A 16,449-nucleotide genomic window follows, 5' to 3' on the forward strand; every position below is an offset into this window, starting at 1 on the left:
TGCCTGACATGACTCAGAGCGAAACCGTGCTTTCAGCTCGTTTTCGCTGGCTTGACGCACAGACAAAGTAAACCCACCAGGATCAGAAATACCCCCGCCATCGCGCCCGCATGGAAAGGCTCTGCAAACAGCGGCAGGCTGATCGCCAGCAACCACACCAGCACGTAGCTGATGCTCAGTAGCGGATAAGCCCGACTCAGCGGCAGGTGGCGCAATGCTAAAAACCAACTCACCATCGAGCAGGCATACGCCGTTAAACCGCCACACAGCACCAGCAGCGGTAGCCAGTAAAGCGCGTATTGCGTTATCAACATCGGCAGCGCGGGCAACTGGTGCATTGCCCAGCGCAGCATCAGCTGGGCAAGCGTCACGAGTAAGACGCTGCACAGTGCCAGCAGGTAGCCTCTCATGCGTAACTCCCTATGATGGCCACGCCCACCACAATCAGTGCGGTGCCCATCCACTGCCAGCGGGTCATTCTTTCCTGCCAGACAAAGCGCGCGGCCAGCGCGACCAGGATGAAATTAATACTCAGCATTGGGTAAGCCAGGCTGACGGGCAACCGCTGCAGCACTAACAGCCAGACGACCATCCCCAGCGCCAGCAGCGCCAGGCTGGCAACCAGCCAACCTGTAAGTCGTGCCCGGTTTGTCTGACGCGCCGCCTGCTTTTGGCAGAGCTGACCGGCACAGGTAAGCAGACTGGTCAGCAGGACCAACAACAAACTCATCACTCATCAGCCTGGTTATATTGCAGCAAAAGCATCCGACCGTTACGGTAAACAGCATCCGCAGGCGGTAAGTCTGTTGGCGTCGCTTCTCCACGATCCAGCATTAAAATCAATGAGACATTGCCCGCTTTACGATGTGCCTTAAGCCACTGCGGGAAATCTTCGCTGCTGACATAGGAGGAATGCGCATCCGGGAAGCTGAGGCCATATTGCAGTTCGCCTTTTTGACTGTATGCAATGATATCGCTACGCTGCAACGTCCAGGCAATCGCAGAAGAGACGCCTGAATTATCGCTTAATATGTAGCGGCTATTGGCAAGGCTGCTTTCAATGCTGCGAATAAACACCTGCGGTTGCTTCGTGTTTTCAACGCCTTCAGGAATGGCCGAACCCACACAGAGTGCCAGAGCCAGCGGGCATAGTGCCGCTGCCAGCCAACGACTTTGTGGCGATTTCAGGCTGAAAAGCCCCGCAATTGCCCAGCCAGCAAAGGACAACACGGCCATAGACAGCGCCAGCAACTGATGCGGTCCATAGAGCGGTCGATGACTCAAACCCCAGGGCGCAAATACGGCTAATAACGCAATCATACAGGCCGTACCGAATACGATATTTATCCACGCATTGATGGTAAAGACTCGCGTGTTCTGGCGGGCTTTTTGCCAGGCATAGCTGGCCATCAGCAAGGCCAACGGCGCAAAGCAGGGCAGGATATACGTTGGCAGTTTGCCCTTTGCGATACTGAAAAACAGCAGCGGAATGACCACCCAGCTCAGGAGATAAAGCGCACCGGGAGACTGTTTGCGTTCGCGCCAGCCCGACCGCAATGCGCCAGGCAGCAGCGCCAGCCAGGGAAGCGCACCGGCGATCAGGACGGGCACGTAATACCAGAAAGGCGCTTTGTGTTGGGCATTCTCTTCTGCAAAACGCTGAATATGCTCGACCCAGAAAAAGTAATGCCAGAAGTCAGGTTGCTGCTGCTGAATCGCGATCGCCCAGGGCGCACTGATTAATGCCGCGCTGACGATGGCAAGCGGGCCAAAAATAACCAGTTCGCGGAAACGCTGGTGCCAGATGGCCCAGGGCAGGATCGCTATCACCGGTACGGCAAGAGCCAGAAAACCTTTGGTCATAAAGCCCATACCGCAGGCCAGCCCTAACAGCAGATAACGCACGACCCTTTGCGGGTTAGTTTGTGCCTCACTGGCATACCAGTAGCTGCACATGGCGGCCACCATCCACAATGTCAGCATCGGGTCCAGCACCGCGTAACTTCCGACGCCGTAAACCAGCAGCGAGGTTAAAAAGATCACGCTGGCCGTTAGCGCCACGCTGCGCTGCGCAAAAATACGGCAGCCCAGCCAGAAAATCAGCACTGCGCTCATCAACGTTGAAAAGACCGAACCAATCCTGACCGCAAAGTTATTGTGGCCAAAAATGGCCTGACCTACGGTGTTGAACCAGTACCCGGCTATCGGTTTTTCAAAATAACGCAGACCGAAGAAATGCGGCGTAATCCAGTTACCGTTTTGCAGCATTTCCCGGCTGATTTCGGCATAACGTGTTTCGTCAGGTTGCCAAAGATTACGGAACTCCAGAGGGACTAAATAATAGAGGATAAAAAGTGAAACCAGTAATAGGGTCTTTTTGGTGGCAGTCATGGTGCTTACCTTGTTAAATTCTCACAACCCAACCAGCCTTCCCGGCCAGCGATATGACCACGAACCACTTTACCCACCGGTAAGGTTTCGAGGTCTGCAGGTAAGAGTTCGCTCAGCGGGCAAAACTGTATTCCCTGCTCACGGGCGCGCTGCAACAACGTATCAAACGCACTAAGCTGGCTGATACCTTCCACTTCGGCATGGATGGTATAAACCGGCGTGCCCTGGTCAGCCTGAATTTTTTCCAGAATGTAGTCGTTGAAACGTTCGGCGCTGAGCGTGGGTCCGACGACCTCGTCCCATGTCGGTAAGGTGACAGGGATCTGAACCGTACCCAGCTCGCCATTTCTTAACTGTGGGCGAAACGGCCTGGTACCGCGGCAGTCGCTGTTGTACTGAAAGCCAAACGTTTCTTTTGCCTGGATTACGCGACCATCAGCGCGCCATCCGGCCACCGCTGAGCAGGTCACCGGTTGTCCGGTTATGGCTTCCAGCGCGTCGCGCCCTAACGCTATCTGTTGAATGAGCTGCGGCGCTTTCCAGACGCCCGCCCAGGTTTGCCAGGCAAAATGATCCCAGGCATGCAGACCGACCTCATGGCGATCGGCGGTTGAGCGAATGATATCGCTCATCCCTGCCCCGATCCGCTTTCCTGGCCAGGCCGTTCCGGCTAACAGAATGTCCCAGCCATAAAGGGATGCTGCGCGTGAGCGCAGCATTTTCCACAGAAAGCGTGGTTTCATCAGACGCCATAAATGGCGTCCCATGTTGTCGGGTCCGACACTAAAGAAAAACGACGCCTGGAGATCATGTTTATTGAACAGATCCAGAAGCGCGGGGACACCAAGTTTTGTCCCGCGCCAGGTATCTACATCAACACGCAGACCAACCTTTCTCATTCCTTGTCGTCCTGAAGCTCAACGGTACGCAGGAAGAAGTCGAGCGTATTATCAATCGTGGTGTTCATTTCCACGGTAGGCGTCCAGCCGAGCAGACGTTTAGCATTACGGATTGATGGCTTACGGTGTTCAACATCCTGATAGCCCTTGCCGTAGTAGCTGCTGCTCTCCACTTCGCGGAAGCCGGCAAACGGTGGGAAGCTGGCACGCAGCGGATGACGTTCAAAGCTTTCCAGCAGACGCTCAGCCAGCTCTTTGATACTGGCTTCGTTATCCGGGTTACCGATGTTGATGATTTGTCCGTCGCAATTATTGTTTTTGTTTTCAATAATTTTAAACAGCGCTTCGACACCGTCGCTGATATCGGTAAAACAACGCTTCTGGCGACCACCATCAAACAGCTTGATGGGCGATCCTTCCACCAGGTTTAAGATCAGCTGAGTGATCGCACGTGAACTCCCAATACGCGCCGCGTTCAGGTTGTCTAAGCGCGGGCCCATCCAGTTGAAAGGACGGAACAGGGTAAAGCGCAGCCCTTCTTTTTCCCCGTAAGCCCAGATAACGCGATCCAGCAGTTGCTTGGAAACGGAATAAATCCAGCGCTGTTTGTTAATCGGACCCACGACCAGATTTGAGTGATCCTCATCGAAATTCGCATCGGTACACATGCCGTACACTTCAGACGTCGAGGGGAAAATAATGCGTTTGCCGTATTTAACGCAGTCGCGAACAATTTTGAGGTTTTCTTCAAAATCCAGTTCGAAAACGCGCAGCGGATTACGGGTATATTCAATCGGTGTTGCGATGGCCACCAGGGGCAGGATCACATCACATTTTTTGATGTGATACTCAATCCACTCAGAGTGAATACTGATGTCGCCTTCAACAAACTGGAAGCGTGGATGTCCGACAAACCGGCTAATCGCATCAGAACCAATATCCAGACCAAAGACTTCGAAATTGTCATCCTGCAGCAAACGTTCGGTCAGATGGTTACCGATAAATCCGTTCACACCCAGGATTAAGACACGGGTACGGCGTTTTACGGCTGCAACGGCCTGTGAATAAAGCAGTGCGCCATTCACCATGCCCAGATGCTGAGCCAGCTGAACACCGTTCATGTACACGCTGTTTGCGGTCTGGCCGGTCTGAATCTCCAGGGCGCCTTCTCCACAGGCCACGACAAATGGCTCTGCAGACAGCACGGTGCCGGGCCTGACGTTATGCGGGGTGGAGAGTACTTTTGCTTTCCAGACCACGAATTTGGTGGTGCCGGCAAAGGCAAACGCGCCCGGCCACGGATCGGTCACCGCACGCACCAGATTATTAATTTGGCTGGCAGGCAGCGCCCAGTTAATCCGGCCATCTTCTGGCGTACGACGACCCACTACCGTGGCGTCCGCTTCATTTTGCGGGGAGCCAACGATGTTGCCCTGTTTCATGGCAGGTAAAGCACTTTCAAGAAGCGCGCTGGCGCAGTCAACCAGCTTGCGGTGCAGCGTCAGTGCGTTATCTTCCTCGGCGATGGCGACACGCTGCTGAGCAATAATCTCGCCCGCGTCCGCTTTTTTAACCATGCGGTGTAAAGTGACACCGGTTTCGGTTTCTCCGTTGACCAGCGCCCAGTTTAATGGTGCGCGTCCGCGATATTTCGGCAGCAGTGAGCCGTGAAGGTTAAAGGCACCCTGCTTCGCACTGTTCAGAATCTGATCGCACAGCAGGTTACGGTAATAGAAAGAGAAAATGACATCGGGTTCAGCCGATTTGATGCGATCGATCCACAGAGGATGGTTAACCTCTTCCGGGGCATAAACCGGGATAGAATTTTCAGCCGCGATTCGCGCCACAGAGCCAAAAAAGTGATTTTCTGACGCCGTGTCGGCATGGGTATAGATCGCGCTGATGGTAAAGCCCGCTTTTAACAGCGCATTGATGCCCGCACAACCCATGTCGTGATAAGCGAAGACGATAGTTTTCATTACTCGGTTTCCTGTACAGAACGGTCTTTCTGAGGATTGATAACACGTTGAATAAAATAGCGAGGTCTGGCACGAACATCGTTGTAAATACGGCCGATATACTCGCCAAGCAGCCCCATACCAATAAACTGCGCGCCGATGAAAATAAACAGCACGGCAAATAACACGAAGACGCCATCACCGGCCCAGGCTGCTCCGAAACACAGTCGCAGAAGAATCAACACCACGGAGAAGGCAAAACCAGTCAGCGCAATAAGGCTGCCGAGCACGCTCAGCATGCGTAACGGGGTCGTGGTCAGGCAGGTCACCAGGTCATACATCAGGTTGATTAAGCGCATGAAGCTGTATTTTGAACTGCCGTGCTCACGTTCAGCATGAGTGACGGGCAATTCGATCGTGCGTCGTGCAAAGGTATTCGCCAGAATAGGGATAAACGTGCTGCGCTCGTGGCAGTTCAGCATGGCATCAATGATGTGGCGACGGTAAGCCCGCAGCATGCAACCATAATCACCCATCGATTTTCCGGTCACGCGCTGAATCATCTGGTTGATGGTGCGTGATGCCTGACGGCGGAACCAGCTGTCCTGGCGATTCTGGCGAACGGTGCCCACAACGTCATAGCCTTCCTGGGCGGCAGCCACCAGACGCGGGATCTCTTCAGGTGGATTTTGCAAGTCTGCATCCAGCGTGATAATCAAATCTCCGCTGACGTGACTGAAGCCCGCCATGATCGCGGAGTGCTGGCCATAATTACGGTTAAGTAGCACAGCCACAATATGGCTGTCCGGCAGCGAGGCGGCGTCAGCAATCATTACGGCTGATGCATCCTGGCTCCCGTCGTCAACCAACAGGATCTCATAGTCCAGATTAAGACTTTTACAGGCATCATTCGTGCGCTGAATTAATGCCGGTAAACTTTCCTGCTCGTTATAGACCGGGATCACTACCGATACTTTTTCAATCTCTTTATCGTCGAACATTTAAACCCCAGTCAGTTCACGTAGTGCGCTGATAACGCGTTCAACGTCATCATCTGTCATGTCGGGAAACAGCGGAATCGAACAAATGCGTTCGCTGTTCCACTCAGTCGCGGGCAACGATAATTGCGGATAGTGCTCGCGGTAATATTTGTGTGTGTGGGCCGCGCGGAAATGCAGGCCGGTTCCGATATCCTGCTCTTTAAGCTTCTGCATCAGCGCATCGCGAGAGAAACCACATGCCTGCTCATCCACACGGATGATGAAGAGATGCCACGCATGCTGGTGCGACCAGGCGGGCGGAACCAGCGGCTTGAAGGGCGTATCTTTCAGCGCCTCCAGATAGCGTTGCGCAATGGCCGCGCGGCGCTGGTTGATTTCAGGCAACTTTTCAAGTTGGACCAGCGCAATGGCCGCGCTGATATCAGGCAGGTTGTATTTAAAGCCGGGCATGATGACTTCCGCCTGCGGCTGACGGCCATGGGTTTGTCTGTCAAAGGCATCGACGCCAAGGCCATGAAATTTGAGGCTACGGATGCGATCGGCAAGGGCAGCATCGTCGGTCACGACCAGACCACCCTCGGCGCAGGTCATATTTTTGATAGCGTGGAATGAAAAAATAGCATTTCCATGCCCGCCAACATGCTTGCCCTTGTAATACGTGCCGGCCGCATGTGCCGCATCTTCGATGACCGGAATGCCATGGCGTTTGCCAATAGCATAAATGGCATCGATATCGGCGGGTGCGCCAGCGTAGTGGACAGGGATGATCGCTTTGGTATTTGGGGTGATTGCCGCTTCAATGGCTTCAGGCGTGACCATCAGGTTATCGACGTCAATATCGATCATGACCGGTGTGGCACCCAGTAAAGTGATGATGTTGAGTGTGGAAACCCAGGTCAGTGAAGGGGTAATAACCTCATCCCCTGCCTTAATGCCCAGCGCCATCAACATGACGTGCATACCGGCGGTGGCGGAAGTCACGGCGATAGCGTGTTGATTTCCGGTCAGCTGGCAGAATGCACGCTCAAGTTCTGCACATTTTGGCCCAGTAGTAATCCATCCCGATGCAAACACATCACGTACTGCAGACAGTTCAGTTTCACCCAGAGATGGGCGGGAAAACGGAAGAAACGCCATCAAGTAATATCCTTAAACTGTTTTGCCGTTTTTCTAAAAACTGAGATGAATTTTGAAATGCAAAAGTGAGAAAAATGCAATTGAACGTTCATCAAACGTCGTCAAAATCGGCAAAAAACAGGCAAAATCACAAAAATCTGGCAAGAGAAATAAAACATTAGAAAAATATTTATTTCACACCGGTCTCAAATCATACGCCCGGAACCTTAACCAAACATTAAACACCTTGAGAAATTAACAAATTGACATGATATTTCTCACTTTTACCAGACTAATCACATTAAATAAACAGATATGTTTGACAGTTGCGTGAAGGTACTAAAAAGACAGTTTGGCGTTCAAAAAAGCTGAGGACAAAATTGACAGAATCGCTACGATCGGGGAAAGTCACAGAGGTGAATCGCGTTATTTATTAGTCGTCTGGCCCGCTTTATTCGACAGAAAATTTCGCTTAACCACAATTTTATTGAAATTCAGGGTGTTACCCGTAACCATGCGTCCCAATGAAACCTCAGCCACTCAATACTGGAACCCGATGGTGCCTGAACTTGCCGTGACGGATTTTGCGGCATCCTGGGCTTTTTACGTGGAGGCGATCGGTTTTAAGGTGAGAATCAGGCGCGAGAATCCTGACTTTGCCTATCTCTGTTATGGTCAAGTACAGCTAATGATTGAACAGGTACACGAAGGCGGTTGGCTCACCGCTGAAATGGCCTATCCTCTGGGACGAGGAATAAACTTACAGATTGACGTTCCGGACATCGAGACGCTCTACAGTCGTCTGCTCAGATTGAGTACGCCCCTCTTTCGGCCGCTACGCGAAAATTGTTACGACACGGGGGAACGCGTCGAATGTCAAAAAGAGTTCCTGGTTCAGGACCCCGACGGCTATCTTCTCCGCTTTTGTCAGCCTGTCGGCTGATTTCATCAACCGGCAGGCGCACCGATATTGAGCATTTACAGCGGCACGATTTCGCTCACCTGATGCTGGAAAACATAGGGGTCAGAGACTAAGGCAAAGGCCTTATCATCCGGCCAGGTCACGGCGACGTGGTAATTTTCACCCGCAAACTTTTTCACTGCAGTTAAATCCTCCCAGTACGTCGCCAGAAAAAAATGCTGCCACTCTCCCTGCGTTTCCTGATGCACGAAAGCGGCTTTATTCCCTGGCGTCGCCAGGGCGTGCTCAACACCCGTCTTTTGTAGATGGCGGGCAAACCCTTCGGCATGTTCTCGCGGAACGCATCCGTGCCATGTCCTGACAATCATTTTTTCTCCTTAAGACCAGTCTGCATTAGAGGGTAATACCTTGATTTTACACATCACTCTTGAAAAATACGGAAAAATTTTGCCTCGCACTGGCACAAATCCTAATTTGTTCTACATTTACTGGCCCGACCAGGGATAACGACATTAATCACAGCAATAACTTAACGGTAACAAACATGGAATTGAGCAAATTTGAGGTCAGAACTGGCCTGTGGCCACACATGCATTTCACCGACATCGAATACGATCAGCGCGGCAGCAGCTACGAAATTTATGCCACTGATGTGACGCATCAGACCAAGAGTAAGCTGTTTATTTGCCGGACGGTTGATGAACAACAGGCGAGACTGCTGGCTGAGCAGTTCAGGATTTGGCTGCCTAAGATCAACAGCAAAAAGCGCAAAGCAGCCGCAAAGAAATCGCCAACAGGCTATGACCGGATTGCATGCCATAAAGGCTAAGCGCTGACAGACCTGTTTTGGGGGTTTGCTTAACCCTCACAGGAACTCAGCGCCCGTAGCCGCCAGACAATCCTGTTGGTCTGGCCTGTCAGAATGAGTAGGTGATTGCCGCCGTCACGGAGGCCCCCCCGCGGCGGAAGACAATTGGACTGTCCGCCGCGTTTTTATCCAGCCAGCTGTAATCGCCGATTAAACTGGTTCCCCATCCTGAAGCAAACTGATGGCTCCATGTCACACTGGCATCCGTCCCATAGAAGCCGCCATGGGTGGTGTAATCGGCGTACCCGCTTCGGACATGCTGCTCCCTGCTTACCCCGTAAAACGTGTTGATATAGCGCGCATCCCCAAACAGTCCTGCTATCTGCAATGCTACAGTGTCACTTTTCGTCTGCCATGGAATGAGGGTGACCGATGTCTGATACTGAACACCCTGGCTGTCGCTTAGCGGAAGCGTCGCTTTTCCTTCCACGATAAACCAGGGCGTTACCGACCAGCCGAGAGCCAGGGCGGTATTGACAACCGGATCGATATTCCCCATGCCTTTCAGGCTGTCGTCCCCTGCTCGCCACGACGAATCACGGTCTGAGCGACCCAGACTTAATCCCAGTGTATGCTCCAGGTAAAGGCCGTTTTCAGCCTGTAAGTCGTAACCTATCCCTTTCTGAGAATCAAAAAATATCGGCCCCTCGCGCCACTGAATAACCGGAACGGCTTGCCAGTGATGCTGTTTCGCCCCGCTGTAACGTGGTGTATTGTTTGCCGCCAAACCCACTGTCAGGCTGTTTTCCGGCGCAGAACTGTCATCTGCCCTGGCATTCAGAACACTTAGCGTCAGCATTAAACTGACCATGTGAAGCGCATGTTTTCCGGTTATTATCACTTTGCTTGATCTCATCAGGTGGTGTCGTAAAGGCGACATTGTCGCGACCAGGCTGGAGTATAAAAACAGCATGTCAACAAAAGCCCAGGAAACGATGGAGAAACGGTCAAGGTGGCCCAAATGAAAACAAAACGCGTACTGATTATTGAAGATGACGCCGATGCCGCCAGCGTACTGGAAGCCTATCTGAAACGTGATGGCTACGACGTGATGGTCGCCAGTAACGGCATGACGGGGCTGGAACAGGTCGGGCGTTGGCAACCTGACCTGATATTGCTGGACGTCATGCTGCCGGTGATGAATGGCACTGAAGTGCTGGCCGCGATCAGACGCAGCGGTGACACGCCCGTTATTATGGTAACCGCGATGGGAGACGCGCCAGACAGAATCGGCGCGTTGCGCTACGGCGCAGATGACTATGTCGTTAAACCCTACCATCCCGGCGAGGTGGTCGCGCGCGTTCAGGCCGTACTGCGCCGCGCGCGTCAAGCGAAAGTGGCGGATGATAAGCTCTGCTGGGCAGGGCTGGAGGTCGATCCTGACTCCCTGACCGCGGTGGTTAACAATGCACAAGGCACTCACCGACTCGATCTGACACCGACGGAATTTTCCATTCTGGTGACCTTAATGCGCGCACCCACTCGCCCGTTCAGCCGACTGTTTTTGCTCGAGAACTGTCTGCCAGAGAGTGATGCGCTTGAACGCGTCGTTGATACTCACGTCTACAATCTCCGCCGCAAGCTTGAGGCCGCAGGGATGACGGAGATTTTACCCGCAGTGCGCAGCGTGGGTTACAGGTTCAGACAACCATGAAGCCAGACAGCAACGATTCAATGTGGCGCTGGATCTGTATCCGCATACTGATTCTCGGCTTAGGCGGCGTGATTCTTATCGCCTTTTGCATGTGGCTGAGATTTGCCCTGCAAATACTCTGGGTTTACTACCGTATGCCCGCCGCACTCTGGGCAGAGTTTTCCCAACTGCGCCTGCATCCGGAGCAGGATCCGGCTCGCTTTCATCAGATCGTCGATCAATGGTGGGGCGTTGGCTTTTCCGACCCTTCTATTGCGTCTTCGGACTGGATTACCGTAGCCGTGCTGGTCGCTTTCATTATTCCCTTTTTTGTGGTGATGGGATTGCGCTTTGCCTTGCCGCTGGCAAAACAATTCAGCCAGTTGGCGCACGCGGCGCGTGATGTCGCACGGGGAAAATTCAGCACCTCGGTCGGTCAGGTAAAAGGCGCGCCGCAGGAGTTAGTGCGGTTCACCGATGACTTTAACCTGATGACCCAGCAGCTGGCGCGCTATGAGCGTGAACTTAAAGCCTCACATGTTGCGATTGCCCATGAACTCCGCTCGCCCTTAACCGCGGCCATGGGGCGACTACAGGGCATTGTGGACGGCGTGTTTGAACCCGAACCTCGGCAGTTTTCCATGATTATGAAGCAGCTGACGCAACTGAGCCGGCTGACAGACGAGCTCCATCTGCTGTCGCTAGCCGATGCCGGTCAGCTGAGCCTGAATCTGTCCCGGTTTAATCTTGCTGACCTGGTGCGGGAAAGGGCTTCCTGGCTGGCGCTACAGGCGGAGGCTGAGCAGGTGGAAATAGATGTTCAGTCACCAACATCGCTGCCTTATACGGGCGATGCTTTCCGCTTCGGTCAGGTGATCACGATTTTAATGGAGAATGCATTGCGCTATGCGGCCGAAGGCAAGCGAATTTCCATTGATGCGCACGCCTCAGACTCCGCCATCACCCTGCAGTTTCGTGATTATGGTCCGGGTGTCGATCCTCAGTTCTTAAGCGTTATCTTTGACCGTTTCACTCGGGCAGACTCCTCCCGGGCCCGTCATTCTGGCGGGAGCGGTTTGGGATTGTCTATTGCGAAAGCCATCGTTGAGGCTCACGGCGGTGCTATCCGTGCCAGCCTGCCGCCTGAAGGAGGATTACACATCATGATTACGCTGCCCATAATAGAAAGCCTGCCAGCAGAGTAGGACCGGCAAAAGTGAAGCCTGCGCGCCCTGCGCCAGGCATTTTTGCTGACCTTGACCATTTCTTGATGATTCATAAAAGGATTCTGGACATAAGCCACGTTAAATGAGGCTGTCTCATTTAAGGAATCCGGCTATGACAGATTTTATTCCTTGTTTTGCTCGCCAGGCGCTGCGCCACCTCACCCTCTTCAACGCTGCTGTACCGCCACTGTTCGTGGTGGGCATCTTGATACTTGCAGGGTGTAGAGATGAAAAGCCTGCCCAGCGGGACACGCTACGTCCCGTCCGTACCCTGACGGTACCGCCCTTTTCCAGTGGCGGTCTTATGACGCAAACGGGTGAGATCCGGGCGCACGAAGAAATAGCATTAGCGTTCAGACTGGAGGGTCGGGTAACCGCCCGAACGACCGATATGGGTCAGCACGTTACCGCAGGTCAGGTGCTTGCGACATTAGAGAGTAATGCTGCCCAAAATCAGCTCAGCAGCGCGACGGCCGATCTCAACAGTGCACGGGCATCGGAGCGCGTTGCCGCTCTCACGCTTCACCGTATGAAGCTGCTCATGCCGGGCGGTGCCATCTCCCGCGCGCAGTTAGATAGCGCGCAAGGTGACTGGCAGGTCGCCGTTTCCCGCCGTCAAAGCAGTGAGGCTGCGCTTAAAAATGCGCGCGATAATATGGCCTGGACACAGCTCACCGCACCGCGTGACGGCGTGATCACCTCGATAAACGTTCAGCCCGGGCAGGTGGTGAGTGCGGCGCAGACGGTCATGACGCTGGCAGCCGACGGCAAGCGCGATGCCGTGTTTGACCTCGCCGAACCTACACTCACAGAAAAGGCGACAACCACGCCGATCCGGATCGCGCTGTTATCCAATCCTGCGCTGAAGGCGGACGGGCAGTTTCGTGATATCAGCCCGCAGGCCGATTCACAAACCCGCACCTGGCGGCTTCGCGTGACGCTGACCAATCCGCCAGCCGATATGGCACTGGGTTCAACGGTACTGGGCACTTTTCCCGGAAAAGTGGACCAGGTCATTGCGCTGCCAGCCAGTGCACTCACGCGAGCCGGGGAGCGGCCTGCCGTCTTCGTCGTTAACAGCAAAACCCAGCAGATTCAGGTCAGGCCCATCCAACTGACGCGGTTTGATGCACAGCAGATCTATCTCAGCGCTGGCGTGCAGCCGGGCGAGCGCGTGGTCACCGCAGGCGTAAAAACATTGCTGCCAGGCGAGCGCGTCAGGCTTGAGGAGAACGACAAATGAAACCGGACAGCACTCTGCACGGCGTTAACCTGTCCGCCTGGGCGCTAGCGCACCAGCAGCTGGTGATCTTCTTTATGCTGTTAGTGATGACGACGGGTGTTCTCAGCTACATCGATCTGCCGCGTAATGAAGATCCCGCCTTTACGATTAAAACGGCGGTGGTGTCGGCACAGTGGCCTGGCGCCACGGTCGAAGACACCATGCAGTTGGTCACCGATACGTTGGAAAAAAAGCTTCAGGAAACGCCTTCGCTGGATTTTATTGAAAGTGAAACGCGGGCTGGCAAGACGGTGATATTTGTTAATCTGCGCGATGATACGCCCCCGGCACAGGTTCCAACCATCTGGTACCAGATCCGGAAAAAAATGCAGGATATCGCCCCAAGCCTGCCGCAAGGCGTTCAGGGCCCAGGCGTCAATGATGAGTTTGGTGATACGTTTGGCACCATTTATGGTTTTACCGCCGATGGCTTCAGCCCACGTGAACTGCGCGATAAGGTCGATAATATTCGTCGTGACCTGATGGATGTGCCTGACACGGGCAAAATTACCCTGTTGGGTGAACAGGAGGAGCAGATTGTTATCGCCTTCTCACCCAGGAAGCTGGATGGTATGGGCCTTACGCTTCAGCAAGTCAGCGATGCATTAACGGCGCAGAATGCCGTGGCGCCCGCGGGGGAAATACGCACCGATAAAGAGAATATTGCGCTTCGTGTCAGCGGTGCGCTGACGACGGTGGCAAACCTGGAGGCGGTTACACTGCGCATTGGTCAGCGCTTTATCCCGCTGTCGGATATTGCGACGATCTCGCTTCAGCCCTCACAGCCACCCTCTTCCACCTTTCGTGTCAATGGTGAGCCCGCCATTGGGCTGGCGGTTTCCATGGCCCCTTCTGGCAACATGCTCAGATTTGGCCAGGCACTCAATCAGCGGATGGCAATTATCGCCAGCCAGTTACCGCATGGTATCAATATGATAAAAGTCGCCGATCAATCCACCGTCGTCAAAACGGCGGTTAGCGGATTTGTTCAGGTGCTGGCGGAAGCCGTCATCATTGTCCTGGCGATATCCTTTTTTTCGCTGGGTTTTCGGGCGGGGCTGGTGGTCGCGGCGGCGATCCCGTTGGTGCTGGCTATGACGTTTGTTGGAATGACGTTTGCAGGGATAGGTTTGCAACGTATTTCACTGGGCGCCTTAATTATTGCACTCGGGCTGCTGGTTGATGATGCGATGATCACGGTGGAAACCATGGTGTCACGCATTGAAGCAGGCGACAGCAAATGGCAGGCGGCAACATTTGCGTTTAAAACCACGGCCTTCCCTATGCTGACGGGCACGCTGGTGATGATAGCCGGTTTTATCCCAGTGGGCTTTGCCGCCTCCAGCGCGGGCGAATATTGTTACTCGCTTTTTGCGGTTGTCTTGATTTCTCTGCTCTGCTCCTGGGTGGTGGCTATTCTGTTTTCACCCGTGACAGGCACCTGGCTGCTGACAGATAGCGCCCACGCAACGCACAAACAGCCGGGGCTGATGGGCCGATTTTATCGCCGCCTGCTCGATCAAACGCTTAGGTATCGCTGGACGACGGTCACTCTCGCCCTCCTGCTGCTGGGCATGGGGATCTTCGGCACAACGCTGATGCAGGGGGAATTTTTCCCCGCTTCAGACCGCCCTGAGCTGTTAGTGAACCTGACATTGCCCGCGAATGCCTCTCAAACCGAAACCACCCGGCGAACCGGACAACTGGAAAACCTGATACGCAGCGATAACGACATCGATCATTTCTCCAGTTATGTCGGCTCTGGCGCGGTACGTTTCTATTTGCCGATGGAGGTCTTGCTGGACAATGAAAATACTGCCCAGCTGGTGGTGGTTGCGAAGAGCCTTGACGCTCGTGACAGAGTACGCAACAAGCTGGATCACATCCTGGCACGTGACTTTAGTGATATCACCTCGCGCGTTTCGCCCCTTGAACTGGGGCCACCGATTGGCTGGCCGCTAAAGTACCGCGTTACAGGCCCCGACTACAGGCAGGTTCGTGAAATTGCGGAAAAACTGGCCTTACAGCTGTCACGATCGCCAAATACGCGTGAGGTAAATATGACAGCAGGTGAACCCGAGCGGGTTATCAGACTTGATGTCAATCAGACGGCAGCGCGTGCGGTTGGTGTCTCTTCTGAAAGCATCGCCTCCATGCTGAATACTGTGACGTCAGGCAGTACAGTAACCACGATCCGTGACCGTAACCGACTGATTGATGTGGTGCTCAGGGGAAACGATGAGGAACGGCAAAATACCGATATCCTCAACGGTCTGATGCTGGATACCGCCTCTGGACAGAAAATCCCACTGGGTCAGGTTGCGACATTGAAATGGCAGCTTGAGGATCCGGTTATCTGGCGACGTCAGCGCCAGCCTTACATTACGGTGCAAACCGATATTGCCCCTACGGCGCGTGCTGAAAACGTTTCAGATCAGCTGAAGCCCGAACTGGATACATTCCGCGCGTCCTTGCCTGCCGGCTATCATATTGAAGAAGGCGGTACCGTCGCCGAATCGGATAAAGGTAACCGATCGGTGTTTGCGGTGTTGCCGGTCACGCTGAGTGTGATGCTTATCCTGTTGATGCTGCAGTTGAAACGCTTCTCAAGAATGTTGCTGGCGCTGCTGATGGCCCCTTTCGGCTTACCCGGCATCGTTATCGCCATGTTGCCGAGTGGAACGCCAATGGGATTTGTTGCGCTGTTAGGGATTATCGCGCTGGCAGGCATGATCATCCGTAACGCGGTGATCATGATCAGTGAGGTGGACAGTAATACTCAGGCAGGCATGATGCACAACGAGGCGATTTATCACGCGGCTATTCATCGCGCCCGACCAATATTACTGACGGCTTGTGCGGCGATATTCGGCATGTTGCCCATCTCCCGGCAGGTGTTCTGGGGGCCAATGGCGTACGCCATTATCGGCGGTCTGGTCACCGGAACGCTGGTCACGTTAACGCTGTTACCGGCCTCGCTCAGCCTGGTCATGCAAAGAGAAGGACGCCGTCAGAATCAGGTGCAAGATCAGTGAGTGATAACCGGCAGTAACAGGGGGCCTGATCAGGCCTGCCTGTTACCCAGGACAACAAGCGACACGCTCACCCGCTTTACTGGCAGAAAAGACGTGCATCGGGCAATAAAAAAGCGCT

At 53.9% G+C, this 16,449-nt stretch carries 15 protein-coding genes; 6 read left to right on the forward strand and 9 right to left on the reverse strand.

Annotated features, from left to right (window positions below; genetic code table 11):
- Positions 1–32: 32 nt before the first annotated feature.
- From arnF to arnB, 7 genes are read right to left on the reverse strand one after another with little or no spacing between them, the layout of a single operon-like run.
- Positions 33–410 carry a 4-amino-4-deoxy-L-arabinose-phosphoundecaprenol flippase subunit ArnF gene (arnF, locus tag NXS97_RS01360; protein ID WP_019105838.1) on the reverse strand — a complete coding sequence of 126 codons (378 nt, stop codon included), beginning with the start codon at positions 408–410 and terminating at the stop codon, positions 33–35.
- Positions 407–730 (reverse strand): 4-amino-4-deoxy-L-arabinose-phosphoundecaprenol flippase subunit ArnE, encoded by a 324-nt coding sequence (arnE, locus tag NXS97_RS01365; RefSeq protein WP_024471468.1) that lies wholly within the window; start codon positions 728–730, stop codon positions 407–409. The genes arnF and arnE overlap by 4 nt, the downstream gene beginning before the upstream one ends.
- The gene (arnT, locus tag NXS97_RS01370; protein ID WP_013027839.1) at positions 730–2,391 is read right to left on the reverse strand and encodes a lipid IV(A) 4-amino-4-deoxy-L-arabinosyltransferase; all 1,662 of its coding nucleotides are present in this window, start codon (positions 2,389–2,391) and stop codon (positions 730–732) included. The genes arnE and arnT overlap by 1 nt, the downstream gene beginning before the upstream one ends.
- Before the next feature lie 5 nt (positions 2,392–2,396).
- Positions 2,397–3,290, reverse strand: coding sequence for a 4-deoxy-4-formamido-L-arabinose-phosphoundecaprenol deformylase (gene arnD / locus NXS97_RS01375; protein ID WP_013027838.1), 894 nt, complete (start codon positions 3,288–3,290; stop codon positions 2,397–2,399).
- Positions 3,287–5,269 carry a bifunctional UDP-4-amino-4-deoxy-L-arabinose formyltransferase/UDP-glucuronic acid oxidase ArnA gene (gene arnA, locus NXS97_RS01380; protein ID WP_105077576.1) on the reverse strand — a complete coding sequence of 661 codons (1,983 nt, stop codon included), beginning with the start codon at positions 5,267–5,269 and terminating at the stop codon, positions 3,287–3,289. Before arnA ends, arnD begins: the two co-directional genes overlap by 4 nt.
- The gene (gene arnC / locus NXS97_RS01385; protein ID WP_013027836.1) at positions 5,269–6,249 is read right to left on the reverse strand and encodes an undecaprenyl-phosphate 4-deoxy-4-formamido-L-arabinose transferase; all 981 of its coding nucleotides are present in this window, start codon (positions 6,247–6,249) and stop codon (positions 5,269–5,271) included. Before arnC ends, arnA begins: the two co-directional genes overlap by 1 nt.
- Positions 6,250–7,386: a UDP-4-amino-4-deoxy-L-arabinose aminotransferase gene (arnB, locus tag NXS97_RS01390; RefSeq protein WP_014333101.1), complete on the reverse strand. Its 1,137-nt coding sequence runs from the start codon at positions 7,384–7,386 to the stop codon at positions 6,250–6,252.
- A gap of 535 nt (positions 7,387–7,921) precedes the next feature.
- On the opposite strand from arnB, the gene NXS97_RS01395 reads away from it, so the two are divergent.
- On the forward strand, positions 7,922–8,308 hold the full coding sequence (locus tag NXS97_RS01395; protein WP_014604616.1) for a VOC family protein: 387 nt from the start codon (positions 7,922–7,924) through the stop codon (positions 8,306–8,308).
- Between the two features lie 35 nt (positions 8,309–8,343).
- Here NXS97_RS01395 and NXS97_RS01400 read toward each other — a convergent pair whose 3' ends face one another.
- On the reverse strand, positions 8,344–8,655 hold the full coding sequence (locus NXS97_RS01400) for a hypothetical protein (protein ID WP_014333098.1): 312 nt from the start codon (positions 8,653–8,655) through the stop codon (positions 8,344–8,346).
- 176 nt (positions 8,656–8,831) lie between these two features.
- Here NXS97_RS01400 and NXS97_RS01405 point away from each other — a divergent pair, with 176 nt between their 5' ends.
- Positions 8,832–9,116 carry a hypothetical protein gene (locus NXS97_RS01405; protein ID WP_014604614.1) on the forward strand — a complete coding sequence of 95 codons (285 nt, stop codon included), beginning with the start codon at positions 8,832–8,834 and terminating at the stop codon, positions 9,114–9,116.
- 88 nt (positions 9,117–9,204) lie between these two features.
- On the opposite strand, the gene NXS97_RS01410 is transcribed toward NXS97_RS01405, so the two are convergent.
- A complete protein-coding gene (locus NXS97_RS01410) occupies positions 9,205–10,011 on the reverse strand; it encodes a MipA/OmpV family protein (protein WP_105077577.1) in 807 nt (268 codons plus the stop codon).
- 105 nt (positions 10,012–10,116) lie between these two features.
- Between NXS97_RS01410 and NXS97_RS01415 the strand changes: the two genes are divergently transcribed.
- From NXS97_RS01415 to NXS97_RS01430, 4 genes are all read left to right on the forward strand, one after another.
- Positions 10,117–10,809 (forward strand): response regulator, encoded by a 693-nt coding sequence (locus NXS97_RS01415; protein WP_014604612.1) that lies wholly within the window; start codon positions 10,117–10,119, stop codon positions 10,807–10,809.
- Positions 10,806–11,993 carry a cell wall metabolism sensor histidine kinase WalK gene (locus tag NXS97_RS01420; RefSeq protein WP_029569546.1) on the forward strand — a complete coding sequence of 396 codons (1,188 nt, stop codon included), beginning with the start codon at positions 10,806–10,808 and terminating at the stop codon, positions 11,991–11,993. The genes NXS97_RS01415 and NXS97_RS01420 overlap by 4 nt, the downstream gene beginning before the upstream one ends.
- A 133-nt stretch (positions 11,994–12,126) precedes the next feature.
- Entirely contained in the window at positions 12,127–13,257 is a 1,131-nt protein-coding gene (locus NXS97_RS01425; RefSeq protein WP_014604610.1) for an efflux RND transporter periplasmic adaptor subunit, read from the forward strand.
- On the forward strand, positions 13,254–16,331 hold the full coding sequence (locus tag NXS97_RS01430; RefSeq protein ID WP_105088706.1) for an efflux RND transporter permease subunit: 3,078 nt from the start codon (positions 13,254–13,256) through the stop codon (positions 16,329–16,331). Before NXS97_RS01425 ends, NXS97_RS01430 begins: the two co-directional genes overlap by 4 nt.
- The last annotated feature ends 118 nt before the right edge of the window (positions 16,332–16,449 follow it).

The organism is Pantoea sp. B623 (assembly GCF_024814475.1).
GTDB lineage: Bacteria > Pseudomonadota > Gammaproteobacteria > Enterobacterales > Enterobacteriaceae > Pantoea > Pantoea ananatis.